The 15,495-nt window shown below is 68.6% G+C and carries 11 protein-coding genes; 5 read left to right on the top strand and 6 right to left on the bottom strand.

Annotated elements, in window-relative coordinates; genetic code table 11:
- Nucleotides 1–231 precede the first annotated feature (231 nt).
- Nucleotides 232–807, bottom strand: a complete 576-nt coding sequence (locus ACMDW7_RS17200) for a hypothetical protein (protein WP_377304659.1) — start codon at nt 805–807, stop codon at nt 232–234.
- 204 nt (nt 808–1,011) lie between these two features.
- Between ACMDW7_RS17200 and ACMDW7_RS17195 the strand changes: the two genes are divergently transcribed.
- The 3 genes from ACMDW7_RS17195 to ACMDW7_RS17185 all read left to right on the top strand — a co-directional run bounded on the left by ACMDW7_RS17195 (nt 1,012) and on the right by ACMDW7_RS17185 (nt 5,109).
- The gene (locus ACMDW7_RS17195; RefSeq protein WP_377304657.1) at nt 1,012–2,472 is read left to right on the top strand and encodes a M20 family metallopeptidase; all 1,461 of its coding nucleotides are present in this window, start codon (nt 1,012–1,014) and stop codon (nt 2,470–2,472) included.
- Between the two features lie 121 nt (nt 2,473–2,593).
- Nucleotides 2,594–3,874 carry a hypothetical protein gene (locus tag ACMDW7_RS17190; protein WP_377304655.1) on the top strand — a complete coding sequence of 427 codons (1,281 nt, stop codon included), beginning with the start codon at nt 2,594–2,596 and terminating at the stop codon, nt 3,872–3,874.
- Nucleotides 3,871–5,109, top strand: a complete 1,239-nt coding sequence (locus ACMDW7_RS17185; RefSeq protein WP_377304653.1) for a hypothetical protein — start codon at nt 3,871–3,873, stop codon at nt 5,107–5,109. The genes ACMDW7_RS17190 and ACMDW7_RS17185 overlap by 4 nt, the downstream gene beginning before the upstream one ends.
- Nucleotides 5,110–5,212: 103 nt before the next feature.
- On the opposite strand, the gene ACMDW7_RS17180 is transcribed toward ACMDW7_RS17185, so the two are convergent.
- Both ACMDW7_RS17180 and ACMDW7_RS17175 read right to left on the bottom strand, forming a co-directional pair.
- Nucleotides 5,213–5,428, bottom strand: a complete 216-nt coding sequence (locus ACMDW7_RS17180) for a hypothetical protein (protein WP_377304652.1) — start codon at nt 5,426–5,428, stop codon at nt 5,213–5,215.
- 324 nt (nt 5,429–5,752) lie between these two features.
- Nucleotides 5,753–6,709, bottom strand: coding sequence for an amino acid ABC transporter substrate-binding protein (locus tag ACMDW7_RS17175; RefSeq protein WP_377304650.1), 957 nt, complete (start codon nt 6,707–6,709; stop codon nt 5,753–5,755).
- A gap of 478 nt (nt 6,710–7,187) precedes the next feature.
- Between ACMDW7_RS17175 and ACMDW7_RS17170 the strand changes: the two genes are divergently transcribed.
- Complete coding sequence (locus ACMDW7_RS17170) at nt 7,188–9,338, top strand: BTAD domain-containing putative transcriptional regulator (RefSeq protein ID WP_377304648.1); 2,151 nt, start codon at nt 7,188–7,190, stop codon at nt 9,336–9,338.
- Here the strand turns inward: ACMDW7_RS17170 and ACMDW7_RS17165 are convergent.
- The 3 genes from ACMDW7_RS17165 to ACMDW7_RS17155 form a co-directional block, all read right to left on the bottom strand.
- The gene (locus ACMDW7_RS17165) at nt 9,335–9,700 is read right to left on the bottom strand and encodes a hypothetical protein (RefSeq protein ID WP_377304646.1); all 366 of its coding nucleotides are present in this window, start codon (nt 9,698–9,700) and stop codon (nt 9,335–9,337) included. The genes ACMDW7_RS17170 and ACMDW7_RS17165 overlap by 4 nt on opposite strands.
- A gap of 201 nt (nt 9,701–9,901) precedes the next feature.
- Complete coding sequence (locus ACMDW7_RS17160; RefSeq protein WP_377304645.1) at nt 9,902–10,990, bottom strand: hypothetical protein; 1,089 nt, start codon at nt 10,988–10,990, stop codon at nt 9,902–9,904.
- A 358-nt stretch (nt 10,991–11,348) separates the two neighbouring features.
- Complete coding sequence (locus ACMDW7_RS17155; protein WP_377304643.1) at nt 11,349–12,707, bottom strand: APC family permease; 1,359 nt, start codon at nt 12,705–12,707, stop codon at nt 11,349–11,351.
- A 246-nt stretch (nt 12,708–12,953) separates the two neighbouring features.
- On the opposite strand from ACMDW7_RS17155, the gene ACMDW7_RS17150 reads away from it, so the two are divergent.
- Nucleotides 12,954–15,440, top strand: a complete 2,487-nt coding sequence (locus ACMDW7_RS17150) for a TonB-dependent receptor plug domain-containing protein (RefSeq protein WP_377304641.1) — start codon at nt 12,954–12,956, stop codon at nt 15,438–15,440.
- Nucleotides 15,441–15,495 lie beyond the last annotated feature (55 nt).

The raw sequence follows: 15,495 nt of genomic DNA, 5'->3' as shown, positions 1-15,495 counted from the left end.
CGAATATGACCATTAATGGTTTGCAAAACTGCGGCTTACCGCATGTCCTAAGCCACCTTTCGCCGCTTCGTCGATACACAAAATCATGACCGATTTCGTGTATCGAACGGACTGAATACGCGGCAGCAAAGACAACGCCCGGCCGGAGCCGGGCGTTGTGCGTGTGCCTGTGGGGTCGCGCTGTCGCGTGGCCCCGCATCGGGACTGCATCTGAACCGCTGCGCCGCGTGCTCAGGCCGCAGCCGGCGGCGGCATCTCTTCGTTCTGCGCGGCCAGCAGGCGCTTGCGCCACCACAGGCCCAGCGCACCGCCGATCAGCAGAAAGAACCCGCCGCCCACCAGCCCGCCGCCATCCGCGTCCGAGCGGGCCTTGGCCGCGGCCACGCGGCGCGCCTTGGTGGCTTCGTAGCTGATCAGCGCCTTGCCGTCGGCCGCGCCGATGTAGATCTCGTTGCCGTCGGTGGCGTCGTACTTGGCGTCGATCCTCGCGTCCACGAACTCGCGCACGGTGTCCTCGCTCACGCTCATCGGTAGCCGCAGCTTCACCACCTCGCCACCGGCCGCGGGGGCCACGTCCAGCCGGTAGTAGCGCTCCGTCCAGCTGCCGCCGCGGCGGCGCTTGTGCTCCACCGTCATCACGCCGGCCTGCACCACCTTGCCGGTGATGGTCGTCAGGTCCGCCTGCGCGGCCACGGCATGGTCGCCCGCCGCCTTCCAGGCATTCCAGCCGGCCAGGCCCAGCATCCCCACGCCGATCAGCAGCACCAGCCACGCCTTGGACGTGATCCATAGTCCGATCTTGCTCATGATCCCTTCCTCCCTCTCTGATTGATCTGCCCGCATGTGTTGTGTCCTTCGGGGCGCTGCGGATTGTCCGACTTGCCGGTGCAGCGCGCTTGGATTGCGGGGCGATCTGCATACCCAGTACTTGGGAGCAGCGCTAACCTTTGCGTCTTTCTTCAGCCGCTGCCCCACCCGGGCCCAAGCGCGCGCCGCATTCCGGAGCCACCCATGTCCGCCACCACCGAACACCTCACGCCTGCCCTCGACTCCGCCGCGTTGCAGACCTTCGTGGACGACATGTGGAACCGCGAGATCGTGCCCGCGCTCACGGACTACATCGCCATCCCCGCCAAGAGCCCGGCCTACGACCCCGAGTGGGCGGCCAACGCTTTCCTGGAGCGTGTGGTGCGCGACGCCGCAAGCTGGGTGGAGAGCAAGAAGGTCGCCGGCCTCAAGCTCGAAGTGGTGCGCCTGCCCGGCCGCACGCCGGTGATCTTCTTCGAGATCCCCGCCACCAAGGCCGGCAGCACCGAGACCGTGCTCATGTACGGCCACCTGGACAAGCAGCCCGAGTTCAGCGGCTGGCGCAACGACCTCGGCCCCTGGACCCCCAAGTTCGAGGACGGCAAGCTCTACGGCCGTGGCGGCGCGGATGACGGCTATGCCGTCTACGCCAGCCTCACCGCCGTCATGGCGCTCGACGCGCAGAAGATCCCGCGCCCGCGCGTGGTGGGTCTGATCGAAACCTGCGAGGAATCCGGCAGCTACGACCTGCTGCCCTACGTGGACGCATTGCGCGAGCGCCTGGGTGAGGTCTCGCTGGTGGTCTGCCTGGACTCCGGCGCCGGCAACTACGACCAGCTTTGGCTAACCACCAGCCTGCGCGGCAACCTCACCGGCACGCTCGAAGTGACCGTGCTCGACGAAGGCATCCACAGCGGCGACTCCTCCGGCGTGGTGCCCAGCTCCTTCCGCATCCTGCGCCATGTGCTCGACCGGCTGGAAGACAGCGGCACCGGGCGCCTGCTGCCCGAAAGCTTCCATTGCGAGATCCCGGCCGAACGCCTCGACCAGGCCCGCGCCACCGCCAAGATTCTGGGCGACGCCGTGTGGCAGCGCTTCCCCTGGGCCTGCGGCGCAGATGGCGGCTTTGTGCTGCCCACCACCAAGGACCCCTTCGAGGCGCTGCTGAACCGCACTTGGCGGCCCACCCTGTCCGTGACCGGCGCAGAAGGCCTGCCGCCGCTCTCCAATGCCGGCAACGTGCTGCGCCCGCGCACCGCGTTCAAGCTCAGCTTGCGCCTGCCCCCGCTGGTCGACGGCCCCACCGCCACCCAGCAGCTCAAGGAACTGCTGGAAGCCGACGCGCCCTACAACGCCAAAGTGGTGTTCAAGGCCGACCACGCCGCCGCCACCGGCTGGAACGCCCCCACCACCGCCCCCTGGCTCGCCAGCGCGCTGGACGAAGCCAGCCAGAAGGCCTGGGGCGCCCCCTGCGGCTACATCGGCCAGGGCGGCACCATTCCGCTGATGAACATGCTGGAAAAGGGCTTCCCCAAGGCCCAGTTCATGGTCTGCGGCGTGCTCGGCCCCAAGAGCAACGCCCACGGGCCCAACGAGTTCCTGCACGTGCCCTACGGCAAGAAGCTCACCGCGGCAGTCGCCCAGGTCGTCGCCAAACTCCCCTGATCCGTCGCAGGTTTCGCTCACCCCAAGCCCGCACATTGCGGGCGAGCGGTAGATTCCATGCGCTTCTTCAGGCCAAAGTGGCTGGAGAAGTCCAAGGGACAAGCGGAAAGGGGTTCAGACTTTGGGGCTGAGCAAAACAGCATGGCGGGTTGCCGGCGCGTTGGCGCTTGTGGCGCTGATCGGCATTGCAGTCCAGACCTGGCGCAGCGAAGAGCGAGCTCGCCAGGCCGCGGCCGAGGCGTCCAAGGCTGCTGGCCGCGGTGCCAGCGCATCCCAAGCCGGCGGCCTGTCCATCGACGAGCTCATCGCGCGCGGCAGCAAGGCGCCGGATGTGCAGGCGGCAATCGATCGCAGCAAGCCCTACCAGACCGAAGTCTGCGGACGCGGCACCGTGACGGTGGACCCGGCGAGTGACAAGAACCCGCCGGTCATTGACGAGATGCTTGCGCGCGGCAGTGTGCTCACGGGCCAGCTCGGTGCCCTGCTGGCCGCGGACGGCGACATGGCCAAGCGCGCGATCGGCCTGCGGCTGATCATTTCAAGCGAGACCGATGCCTCCCTGTCGCCGTTCAATCCCAACTACTGCGACACGGAGGAGTGCAAGGCGCGCCAGGCGCGCTGGGTACCGCCGAGCCTGGCCCGGCTCGTCAATCTCGCGCGCGACAGCGAACACCCCGTGGCCTACCGGCAGGCGCTCATGCAGTGCGAGCGCTACCGCAAGTCCGAACCCTGCAGCACACTGAGCTGGCGGCGCTACACCGAGATTGCGCCAGAGCATTTCGACGGCTGGCTGAATCTCGCGCAGGATCGCCAGGCTCAGGGCGACCCACGGGGCGCAGACGCAGCGATGGCGCGGGCGGCCACTGCACGCGGCAGCCAGAGCATGCACTTCGATCTGCGCCGCGCTGCGGCCGAACTGATGATGCGCAACCCGGATGGGTTCGATCGCACGGCGCTGATGCTCGCTGTGATCGGCATTGATGCTGTCGAACCGATTGGCCCACTGGGCCTTGCCGCCAAGCACTGCAGCGACGCCACCGTTCGGGACCCGGGCCGCGCCGCCGAGTGCGAGCAGCTGTCGCGCCGGCTGGAGGAGAACGAGTCATTGATCCACGTGATGATCGGCCAGCGCATTGCACAGCGCTTGGCGCGAGATCCGCAGCGGGCAGCGGCGATCGATGCGGAGCGCAAGGCACTTGGAACCGCGCTGACCAACGCCTCGCCGGACATTCCGTGGGAGCACATCTACAGCTGCGATGCATCCAGACGCTTTGGCGAACACTTCCTGCGCAAGACCCAGGAGGGCGAAGCCGCCTTTGCCCGCCGCGTGCTGGCGGAGCAGCGGGCGAAGGCTGGGCAGGCTGGCGGCTCGCCTTCGCCAACGCCCAGCGCGGCGCGATGAAGCTCGCCAAGCGATGGGTCGCGGCAGGCGCTGTGTTGCTTGCGGCCTTCCTTCTCGCGCTTTGGCTCCGCCCCGCCGGGCTGGGCCCGACGTCTGGCCAGCCTGCAGGTGGCGCGAAGCCTGCCGCACCTGCCACGCAGCCAGGAAAGTCGCTGGATGATCTTCTGGCGGCAGGGCAGCGGGCGCGAACGAACGCGAGCTCCCAAGACACCCAGGTCGAAATCTGCGGGCACGGTGTGTTCGATGCCCGGACGGATGAGCGAGTCATCGAGGCGCTGGGCGAGCGACTGGATAGCCAAAGCCTGGACGTACTGCGGCGCGCAGGCTTGCGCCTGGCGACCCGCGCCGATGTGAACGAGCGCGCCGTGGGCCTCTGGGCACAGTTCGCAGCCGAGCTCAGCCGCTGGATGAGCAGTGATGCGTACAAGGAGCAAAGCACGGGCCAGACGCGACTTCCAATGCCCCCGCCGGTGACTCGACCCTTGAGCGAGCTGATTCGGCTGGCTGCAGACAGCGGCAGCCCGGCGGTGTATCGGCTGGCGCTTTCGGGCTGCCTCGATTGGGGCCTGAAGCCGACAGTCTGCAATTTGATCAGTTGGACGACGCTGGCGGAACTGGAGCCGGACAACGCCGCCAACTGGCTGCAGGTGGCTGGTCAGGCGCAGCTCAGGGGCGATACCGCAGCCTGGGATGACGCGATGCGCCGAGCGATCGCCGCGCCACGTCATCGCGTAGGGGTGCTGTACGCCAGCGGCACGCTGGCCACGGCCATGGAGGGCTTGGCTGAGCCGGCCCTGCAGCAGTCTGCTCTTGTCCGGACGATTGGTATCGAGGCGATGCTCAGCGTGCCGCAGAACGCTGCCTTTGCAGCCTCGCGCTGGTGCCCGGAGCCGCAACGTCAGGCCCTTAGCGCGGCGCGGCAGAAGGAATGCGTAGCGCTTGGGCAGCGGCTGCAGCAATCTGACGACATCACCCTTGCGGGGATTGGCTACGGCATCCAGGGGCGCTTCGCTTCGAGCGACGCGGAGCGAGCGCAGATCAAGGCCCAAAGCGAGGCCTTGCAGCGCGCTCGGCTCAAGCATGCCGAGCCGGAGATGGGGCCTGGTCTCATGTCCTGCGCCGGCATCGCGGCCACGCGTGCGCGTCTGCAGCATGTGGCCCAAATCGGCGAGGCCGGTGTCGCGCGTGAGGCGCTCGTGCACCAAGCGCAGGCCGCCCAATCCGGCACACGCTGAACCGCCGATCGCAAAAGCACAAGGCCGGCCGTGTATCCACGGGCCGGCCTTGGGTTGTCTGCAGCAGCCGGTCGGGCTGCCGCACTCACTGACAGGCAGTGAGTTACTTCTTCTCTTCAGCCTTGGGAGCGGCGTCCTTCTTGGCCTTCTTCTCCTTCTTGGCCTTCTTGTCGGCCTTCTTTTCCGCGGCCGGCTTGGCGTCGGCCTTAATCTCGGCCTTGGCGGCGGGTGCGGCCGGGGCGGCGGCGGGGGTGGCGGGGGCCTGGGCGAAAGCGGCGGCGGCGAACAGCGAGGCGATGAGAGCGGCGATACGTTTCATGGTGATCCCTCCAGAGGTTTGATCATCACAACCCGCGGCGCGGAATTGCGGCGGGTCTGTCCCCTTCAACGGGGGCCGGTGCAGATTGTTTACGCGGCGCCTCGGCCAAGCCGTAACGCGCTGTAAGCAAGCATGTCCCGATGCGCGGATTGCCCTTGTGGCATCGCTCGATGTCCACCGCGGGCGGCGATGCCGCAACTCAAGCCGCGCCGGGCGTGTGGTCTCGCGGGCGCGGAGCCTAGCGTGGCGCAGTTGCGGTGCTTCGTCAGGCCCTGCCTACGCGCTGGTTCGCGCCCGGGTGGCTATGCGTCCGGGCGCAGCCGCTCAGAACGCGGTGCTGCTGGACGGCGCCACGAAGCTCGCGCGCAACAGCGGGCTCATCGGCACATTGAGCACCACGTTGCGCGGCGGCGTGGGCTGCATGAACCACTTGTTGTAGATGGCGTTGATCTCGCCATCCACGATGATGCGAGTCATCGCGGCGTCCACCAGCTTCTGCCAGGCGGGGTCGCGGCGCAGGGCCATGGCCAGGGGCTCCACGCTGAGCATGCGCGAGTTGAGCTGCCAGTCGGCCGGGTTGCTGGCGTTGGCCTTGAAGCTCAGCAGCAGGATGTCGTCGGTGATGAAGGCGTCGGCGGCGTTCCGGTCCACAGTGGTGAAGGCCTCGGCGTTGTCGCGCACGGGCACGAGCTGCGGCGCGTTGCGGCGCAGGCGAGCCTGTTCCTTGACCAGGGCCTCGCCGGTGGACCCCTTGGTCACGGCCACACGCTTGCCCTCAAGCTCGTCCAGGCTGTCGATGCCGACCGCTTTCTTGGAGAGGATCTTGGCGCCCGTGAGGAAGTGCGGCACGGTGAATGCCACCCTCTGGCGGCGTTCGGCCGTGTTGGTTGTGTTGCCGCATTCCAGGTCGATGCGGCCGTCGAGCAGGGCCGGAATGCGGTCGGCCGCGGCGACCTGCACCCACTCAATGCGCAGGTCCGGGCGCTTCATGTCGCGGCGCAGGTTGGCCACCACGCGAGTGCACAGGTCCACGGCATAGCCGATGGGGCGGCCGGTGCCGCGATCCACGTAGCTGAAGGGGATGGACGATTCGCGGTGGCCGAGGCGGATGACGCCGGTGCGATTGATGCGGTCGATCGTGTCGATCTGCGGCGTGTCGGGGGCGATTTCCACGGCCTGGGCCGCGGGCGGGGCAAGCAGGGCGGCAGCCAGGGCACACAGCGCGGCAGGCGTGGCCAGGCGCGCAACGAGCGCCGGGGGCAGGCGCAGGGGCGAGGGCATTGCAGGGGGTCCTTGTGAGATCGGGTCGAGCAGGCGCCGGGGCCTCCGGGTGGCGGGGGCGAGGCGCGCAAGTTCAGGGAGTTGTTCATGGATCGCTGAACAGGGCGGCATTCTGAGCGGCGCAAACGGTTGCGTCCAGCGTTTAGAGTGGGGTGCCAAGCACACTTGAAATGGCGCCCTGGCAGCCGCCTGCGCAAGACCACCGCCGGGCCCCGCTTGTCTGGTGCGGTTCTTCAGCCCATGTCTCTGAAGACCCGCACCCAGAGCGCGTTTTCAGGCCATTGCCATGAAGATCCGCTCCAGACAAGCGAGACAGCGGGGTGCGGCACATCCAGCGTCAAGCGCACCGGGCGACCGCCGGCACGGTGCGATCGTCCAGGGCGGCGACGGAGCAGGGGCCACGCAGCGGCCAGACGGAATTCGCGTGCAGGCGAACTCGCAGGCACACTCCCGGCAGTCCCACGCCGGAGCCGGCTTCATGAATGGCCCTTCCCCGCCCGAGCACACCCCTGAGCTGCCGCTGCGCGCTCTCTGGCGTGCGGGTGATGCCAGTGCGCTCGCCGCCCGGCTGCAGGGCCTTGGCACGGCTCTGGCGCCCGCCGCCCAAGACCGGTGGCGCGCCTTGCTCGGCCTGCTGCAGGAGCGCGCCGACGTGCTGGCCTACCTGGACCGCGCCTGGCAGGCCGACACAGCCGCGCAGCAGACCCGCGCCGCACAGGAGAACGCGCAGATTGCGCTGGTGGCCTGCCTGCTGGATTACGGCGCCATGGATCAGGTGGCCGTCTGGCTGGATCGGTGTGCGGCCGACACAGCCCTGCCGAACGAAGCCGATCGCGACCCCTGGCCCGGCCGCTTCTGGGCGGATGCCGCCGGCGTGGCGGCCGGTGTGCTGAGCGGCCGGATCGAGCCGGCGCACCAGGACGCCGCCGAGCGGCTCTGGGCGGCGCTGCGCGCGCTGGAGCCGGTGCTCAGCCCGAACGAGTGCCTGATCGCCGGCCAGCTGCTGGTCAACCACCGCTTTGCCGAGCAGGCCTATGCGCACTTCGGCCTGCTCGCCAGCACGCTGGAGGAGCCGACCCGCTTTGCCGCCGCCAGCCCGCTGATGCGGGTGCGCTGGCTCTACACCGTGGGCTACGCGCTGTACCAGGTGGGCGAGCAGGCCCGTGCGCAGCGCAGCTGGCAACGTGCGCTGGATCTGTGCCGCGCCGAGGCGCTCAATGGCAGCGCGCTCATGGTCTCACTGGCGCTGGTGCGCCTGCTGCTCGACGGCGGCGAACTGGCGCAAGCCCGGCAGGTGCTGGAAGGCATCGACCCGGACTGGGGCGCCGGCCGCGCTGCGCAGCTCATTGCCCTGCAGCAGATGCGCGCCCGTGCCCAGCTGCTGGCCGGCCAGCCGGCGCGGGCTCTGGCGCTGCTCAATGAAGCGCTGGATCTCGCATGCGCCTCCGCGCTGCCCGATGCCGAACTCGCCGCGTGCCGCACCGATCTCGCGCAGATCCTGCTTGCCCTGGGCCGCGAAGATGAGGCGATCGCGCTGCTGCATTACTGTCGCACTCGGCATGCGGGGCGCGACGCGCAGGTATTCGGCGTGTTGCATGACCTGCTGCGCGCCTGGACGCTGCGCGAGCAGGACCCACAGGCCGCAAAGACGCTGTTGGCCGATGCACTCGGCGGGGCTCAGCAACTGCGCTACACGATGTTTCTGCGCTTGCTGCCGCAGCGGGCGGGAGCGCTGTGTGCACTGGCCCTTCGCTGGGCCGTGCTGCCCGCTTTTGTCGAGGAGGTCATTCGGGCGCGTCGGCTGCCGGCGCCGGACGATGCCGGCCCGCAGTGGCCGTGGGTGCTGTGGGTGCGCCTGCTTGGCGGCTTTGAACTGCGACTTGCCGGGCGCGCGCTGCCAAGCGAGGGCAAGGCCCAGGCGCGGCCGCTCGAACTGCTGCGCATGATGGCTGCAGAGCGCCGCCTGAGCGTGAGCCTTGTCGCGGCGATGGATGCGCTGTGGCCCGACGCTAGCGGCGACACAGCGCGAAAGTCCCTGGACATGACCGTGGCACGCCTGCGCAAGCTCCTGGGCGCCAATGATCTCGTGCAGATCGGCGACGGCCGGGTGGGGCTGAACCGCGCCCAGGCGCAGTCCGACGTGGCCCTGCGCCGCCAGCTGATCGATGCGTTGGAGGCGTTGAGCCTGACGCCCGCGATGAAGCACGGCGATCGTCCCGATCGTGATGCGGCGCACGCGTTGATCGCCCAGATCGGCGAGCTCGGCTACGACGAGCTGCTGGCCGGCCTGCAGCCGGTGCCATGGCTGGAAGCAGCGCGTGTGCGCTGCCACCAGGAGACGGTGCGTGCGGCACAGGCTGCTGCCACCCTGCTTGGACGGCCCGAGCAGAGCTTGCCGGATGCTGGCCTGCGCGAAGCAGCGCTGCTCGAGGCAGCGCTGCACTACGAGCCGCTCGCTCAGCAGCTGGTGATCCGGCTCATGCAAGTCCATCTCGTTCAAGGCAGCCGCGGCGATGCGTTGCGCGTGCTGCGCAGGTTTGAGCAGGCGCTGGAGCACATCGGCCAGCCCCCTGATGACCATCTGCGCAAGCTCGCCGCGCAGTGGGGGCTGGTGGCCATGCCGCGCTAGCGCGCGATCACAACCTCCACCGCGCCTTGCTTGAGCCCTTGCTGCGCCAGGGCCTTGCGCAGCTGAACCGCGCGTGCCTCGGCCTGCGCGGCGGCTTCCCTGGCGGGTACGCCGTCTTCGAGCGGAATGGCAATGGTGACCGGGTCTTTCAGGCCGGCCGTTTTCAGCTCGGCCGCCAGCGCCGCCACCGCCTTGCTGCCCTGCGGGCTCAATGTGTTGCCCTTGAAGCTGATCGTCTTGACGATCGAGGCCACCTTCGGCGGCACACCTGCAGCATTGACCACACTGCCCACCGCACAGTTGGGCTTGCAGCTCGCCTGCACCGAGGCGGGCGCCAGCAGCACAACGAACGCGATGCTCATTGCGCATGCAACCAACAGGCGGGCGTGCGCGCGAGAAGCAGGGGACGGGGCGGAGAATGTTCGAGCGGACATGAGAGCTCCTGTAAGTGCGGCGGTTGGGCTGCACAGGCCCGCCGCCGGAACCTGCGCACTCAAGATACCGGTGCATCGGCCGCAGGCACAGCCCCGAAACAGGGCAAGCCGCGGCCGACGCGCGCCGTCTCAGGTGAAGACGCGGTAGGCCACATCCACCTTGTAGTGGCCGCCGTCCCCCTTGAAGGTCAGGGTGTGTGTCCAGCCTTCGGGCGAGGTGAGCTTGGCCCAGTCGTAGTACGACTTCGTGGCCGCGCCCAGCGTCATCATCGTGACGCGGGTGCCGATCAGGTCGTCCGGGTTGTCGAACAGGCTGATGAGCCAGCCGATCAATAGACCGAACAGGGCACCGACGACCGCGCCGATGGGTCCGCCGAATGCGCTGCCCAGGGCTGCACCCGCGGCCGCACCCACAGCGCCCGCCACCGCTTCCTTGACCTTGTCGTCAACGAGGTCCCAGAGCTTCTTGAGGATGTCATGGAAACCGCCGTCGTCCTTCTCCGCCATGGCGATCACGGCGCTGTACACATAGGGGAAGCCGTCGGCGGCGGTCTGCAGGGACCAGGTGCAAAACACCTTGTTGAAGCCGTAGTTCTTGACCTCGCCTTTGTCGAAGTCGTCGTGCACCAGAAACTGGTTGACGAGGGTGGTCTCGCCCTTGGGGTTGGTCTTCGTGCCGCCCAGGGCGATCTCGTCGGAGCCCCATTCGCCATTGGTTTCATCGATGCAGCGCACGCGCTTGATGAACAGCTTCATGGTCTTGTAGGCCGCGCCGGCCACCACGTCCGGGTTCGGGCTGCCCGAGATCGGGTGCAGCTGGGTGGCCACGCGGGTCAGTGCGGCTTTCACTGCGTCCCCATTCACACTCAGCTTGGGGGCAGCTGCAAAACCCTGGCTGCGGTAGGTGGCGGCCTGCAGGTTGGCAAAGCGGCCAAAGTGGCGCATGCGGGCGGCATCGGGTGCGGCCAGCAGGCTGCGTGCCTGTACGCGGGCAGCTTCGCGCTCGCGCTGGGGGCGACTGGCCACCAATGCTCGTGCGGCGATGTCCAGCGGCTCATTGCCGGGTGTGTCGTCGGCGGCGGCCTGCGCGATGGCGTACTTCACCTGCGCCAAGACGTCGTCGGCAATCTGGCGCAGCGCGGGGTCGCGCGGCATGGCGGGGTCGACCGCAAACAGCGCGTCGTGCGGGTCGGGGCGGGCTACTTCAATACGGGGCATGGTGCTTCCTCCTCAGGGGTGTCCCGGAAGATTCCGGGGCCGGCCAGGTGCCGGTGAACGCACTGTGCGCCGCCCCCTCCCACCGATCTCCCACACGCTGCGCGCGGGGCTCCCGCAAAGGCAGTACGGGGCTTTTCGCTGAGCCCGGGGTTTCGCAAGGCATGCCTTGCGCCGGGCGAAGAGCCAAGGCGTGCAAGCCTTGGCCCCGTTGCGGTCTGACTTAGGCTTTCCGCTTGTCTGGAGCCAGTCCTCAAGGCACCACCCTGAAGGCGCGCTCTGGGTGCGGCTCTTGAGGCTAGGTGCCTGAAGAACCGCACCAGACAAGCGGAAAGCGGGTGTGGGCTTGCGTGAAGCCCGTTCAGACGTCCCGCGCCGGGGCGGGTGTCTCGGGCTCGGGCTGCGCCACAGCGCGCTTGCCCAGCACCGCCAGCAGCACGGCACCCAGCAGCAGCACGCCCACGCCGGCCAAGGCGCCTGCGCGCACGTAGTCCAGGCTGGCCCAGAGCATGTAGGCGCAGCTGCCGCCGAAGACGATGGGCAGCACCGGATAGAAGGGCACCTTGAAGGGCCGCGGCACGGTCGGCTCGCGCTGGCGCAGCACCAGCACCGCCGTGGCCGAGAGCGTGAGGAAGAGCCAGTACACGGGCGAGAGGTAGTCCACCATGGTGGAGAAGCCGCCGCGCGTGATCGTGCCCAGCGCCACCAGCACCAGGGCCACGGCGGCCATGGCGAGCATGGCGGCCACGGGCGTGCCGCGCTGTGCGTCCCAGCGGGCCATGGCGGTGAGCGCAGGCGTGTCGCGCGCCACGGCATAGGTGGTGCGGGCGCCAGCAATCAGGATGGCGTTCATCACGCTGATGGCGGTGATGGCGACGATCGCCACCATCAGCACCTCGCCGGGTGTGCCGAAGGCGCGCAGCAGCAGCTCGGCGGCCGGCGCCTCGCTGCGCGCCAGGCCCGTCAGCCCCAGGCCCTGCAGGTAGGCCCAGTTCGCCAACAGATACAGCGCCATCACGATCGACATGCCGCCCAAGAGCGCCCAGACAATGCCGCGCCGCTCGTCGTGCATCTCGGCGCTGAGCGTGGCGGCGTCGCTCCAGCCGCCGTAGGCCAGCAGCACGAACACCATGGCCGTGCCCATGCTCAGCTGCGCCAGGTAGGGGCTGGTGCCGGTGGCCGTGGGCAGGTGCGCCGCCACCGGCGTGGCGGCCGGAGTGCCCTGCAGCACCAGCCACAGCCCGGCCGCCCCGGCCAGCAGCAGGCCCAGCAGCACGAGCGCCATGAGCACGAGCTGCGTGGTCAGGCCGATCGTCAGCCCGCGCAGATTCACGAGCACCAGCACCACGATGATCCCGCCGGCCAGCAGGCCGCCACCCACAGGCCCCAGCGGCAGCAGCTGATTCACATAGTCTGCAAACACAAAGGCCAGCAGCGCCATCGAGCCGGTGTGGATGATGGAAAAGCGCGACCACGCAAACAGGAAGGCCATCTTCGGCCCGAAGGCGCGGTGCAGGAAGCTGTAGTCCCCGCCCGTGTCCGGGTAGGCGGCGGCCAGCTCGGCAAAGCACATGGCGCCGATGATCGAGAGCACGCCGCCGGCAATCCACAGGGCGTAGAGCTGCGTGTCGCTGCCCACATGGGCCGCCACCTCGGGCGAGGTCTTGAAGATCCCCGCGCCGATCACCATGCCCACGCACACCGAAATGGCGGACCACACGCCCAGGTGTCGGCGCGGGGTGGGGGTTGGGGATGGGGCGGAGGGCGGCATGAGGCAACGCAGCAAAAAACGCTCGATTCGACCACACGCGCGGGCCTGCTACACGCCCATGACCCCTGTTGCAGCCGATGAATAAGGATTTCCCGAAGCCCGCTGTGCAGCGCAGCAGGGCTGAGGCATTCTGTCGGGCTGGCCGTGCCATCCGGCGCGGCGGCTCCCGATCACATCAACAACAGCCTCCTGACCATGAACCCGCCCCGCATGTCCGTCTTCTCCCGTCTGTCGCTCATCAGTGCCGCCGTTGCCTCCACCCTGGCAGCGCCCGCATTGGCCCAGACCGTCACGCCGCAAGCGCCCGCCGCCACCGGCACCGCCCAGGCCGTGGACACGGTGGTGGTCACCGGCACCCGCAGCCGGGACCGGACCTCGCTCAACACCCCGGTGCCGGTGGACGTGCTCAGCGCCGAAGACCTGCGCAACGCCGCCGGCAGCAACGGCGAACTGGGCAGCGCGCTCAGTGCCCTGCTGCCCTCGTTCAACTTCCAGCGCCAGTCCAACAGCGGCGGCGCAGACCACGTGCGCTCGGCCCAGCTGCGCGGCATGAGCCCGGACCAGGTGCTGGTGCTCATCAACGGCAAGCGCCGCCACACGGCGGCCGTGGTCAATCTGGAAAGCAAGGTGGGCAAGGGCACCAACCCGGTGGACTTCAACGCCATTCCGGTGTCGGCCATCAAGCGCGTGGAAGTGCTGCGTGACGGCGCCGGCGCCCAGTACGGCTCGGACGCCGTGGCCGGCGTGATCAACATCATCCTGGACGACGCCCGCACCGGTGGCGAGATTGAGGCCAGCTACGGCGCCTTCCGCACCAAGTTCGACCCCACCGGCAAGACCATCACCGACGGCCAGAACACCCAGCTGCGCGGCAAGCTCGGCTGGGCTCTGGGCGATGCCGGCTTCGTGCGTGCGGGTGCCGAGATCGGCGCAGCCAATCCGACCAATCGGGCCGGGCGCGACGAGATCCCCTTCTTCGAGAACCAGACGCCGCCGAACCTCGCCCTGCAAGGTCAACGCAACTACCGCGCCGGCGAACCCAAGGTGGACAACGCCGCACTCTGGCTCAACAGCGCGTACGACTGGGCGCCCGACCTGAAGGTCTACGGCTTCTCCACGCTCACCCGCCGCGAGACCGAGGGCGCCGCCTTCTTCCGCTACCCGGACTCCAGCGCCAATGTGCCGGCCGTCTACCCCAACGGCTACCTGCCGCGCACCACCGGCACCAGCACCGACTTCGCCCTGACCGGCGGCGCCAAGGGCGCCAGCACACTTTCCGGCGGCGAATGGCTCTGGGATGCGTCCTTCGGCTACGGCCGCAACAGCTTTGACTATGGCCTGACCAACTCCGCCAACCCCAGCCTGGGCGCCGCCACGCCGCGCAGCTTCAATCTGGGCAACTTCACCTTCGAGCAGGCCACGCTCAATCTGGATGCCAGCCGCGAGCTGAACCTGGGCCTGGCCAAGCCCGCGCTGTTTGCCACCGGCATCGAGCTGCGCCGCGACGGCTTCTCCACCAGCGCCGGTGATGCCGCTGCCTACGCCACCGGCCCCGTGACGAGCTCGCCGGCACAGTCGCAGGGCGCGCTGGCCCTGCAGCCAGGCGATGCGATTGACGTGCGCCGCAGCGTGTACGGCGTATTTGCCGACCTCTCGGCCGACGTGTCGCGCGAGCTCTTCGTGCAGGGCGCCCTGCGTGCCGACCGCTACAGCGACTTCGGCAGCGCCGTCACCGGCAAGCTGGCCGCGCGCTATGCCTTCACCCCGGCCGTGGCCCTGCGCGGTGCGGTGTCCAGCAACTTCCGCGCACCCTCGCTGGCGCAGGAGAACTTCAGCTTCACCGTTACGGACTTCGGCACCGGCGGCGCGCTGGCCTCTATCCGCACCCTGCCGGCCAACGGCCGCATTGCCCGCGCCCTGGGCGCCCCCGAGCTCAAGGCCGAAAAGTCCGACAACTGGAGCTTGGGCCTCACGGCCAACCCCTCGCGCGCACTCAGGGCCTCGCTGGACGTGTACGAGATCCGGGTGAAGGATCGCATCACCCTGTCCGAGCGCTTTTCCAGCACGCAGCTCACCAACTTCATCGCCACCAACTTCGGCGTGGCCGGCGTGCAGGGCGTGAACTTCTTCACCAACGCGGTGGACACCAAGACCCGCGGTGCAGACCTCGTCATCACTTGGACCGATCGCATCGCCGGCGGCCAGGCCCGCGTGTCTGCGGCCAGCAGCTACGCCAAGACCGAGCTCTCCAACTTCAAGCCCGTGCCCGCACAGCTGGCTGCCCTGGGCGTGAGCGGCAACCTGGTGGGCCTGGAAGAACAGAACACCCTGACCACCGCCGCGCCGCTGACCAAGCACGTGCTCACCGCCGGCTGGACGGGCGCGCAATGGGGCGGCACCCTGCGCGCCACCCGCCACGGCAAGGCCACCCGCGTGTTCGACTTCGGCGGCGGCTTCACCCCCACGCAGCAGTACGACGCCAAGTGGCAGTTCGACCTGGAAGGCGAATATCGCATCAACAAGCAGTTCAGCGTTGCACTGGGCGCCGTGAACATCGGCGACACCTATCCCACCCGCTCGATTGCCGACATCAGCTACTTCGGCAACTTCCCGTACGACGTGGTGTCACCAATCGGCTTCAACGGCGCCTACTACTACGCTCGGGTGCGGTACGCGTTTTGATCGAGGGATTGAAGCGCTAGATCGAGGTTTGGTGCGGCTTTCCAGGCGAAACTGG

This window comes from Piscinibacterium candidicorallinum (assembly GCF_047549485.1).
Classification (GTDB): Bacteria; Pseudomonadota; Gammaproteobacteria; order Burkholderiales; family Burkholderiaceae_C; genus Piscinibacterium; species Piscinibacterium candidicorallinum.
This window is presented reverse-complemented; position numbering and strand designations above follow the sequence as displayed.

What these genes read in the sequence shown, in the direction of transcription:
- ACMDW7_RS17185 (WP_377304653.1), top strand. Translation starts at nt 3,871, where the DNA reads ATGAAGCTCGCCAAGCGATGGGTCGCGGCAGGCGCTGTGTTGCTTGCG.
- ACMDW7_RS17160 (WP_377304645.1), bottom strand. Translation starts at nt 10,990, where the DNA reads ATGCCCCGTATTGAAGTAGCCCGCCCCGACCCGCACGACGCGCTGTTT.
- ACMDW7_RS17150 (WP_377304641.1), top strand. Translation starts at nt 12,954, where the DNA reads ATGAACCCGCCCCGCATGTCCGTCTTCTCCCGTCTGTCGCTCATCAGT.
- ACMDW7_RS17200 (WP_377304659.1), bottom strand. Translation starts at nt 807, where the DNA reads ATGAGCAAGATCGGACTATGGATCACGTCCAAGGCGTGGCTGGTGCTG.
- ACMDW7_RS17170 (WP_377304648.1), top strand. Translation starts at nt 7,188, where the DNA reads ATGAATGGCCCTTCCCCGCCCGAGCACACCCCTGAGCTGCCGCTGCGC.
- ACMDW7_RS17175 (WP_377304650.1), bottom strand. Translation starts at nt 6,709, where the DNA reads ATGCCCTCGCCCCTGCGCCTGCCCCCGGCGCTCGTTGCGCGCCTGGCC.
- ACMDW7_RS17165 (WP_377304646.1), bottom strand. Translation starts at nt 9,700, where the DNA reads ATGAGCATCGCGTTCGTTGTGCTGCTGGCGCCCGCCTCGGTGCAGGCG.
- ACMDW7_RS17195 (WP_377304657.1), top strand. Translation starts at nt 1,012, where the DNA reads ATGTCCGCCACCACCGAACACCTCACGCCTGCCCTCGACTCCGCCGCG.
- ACMDW7_RS17180 (WP_377304652.1), bottom strand. Translation starts at nt 5,428, where the DNA reads ATGAAACGTATCGCCGCTCTCATCGCCTCGCTGTTCGCCGCCGCCGCT.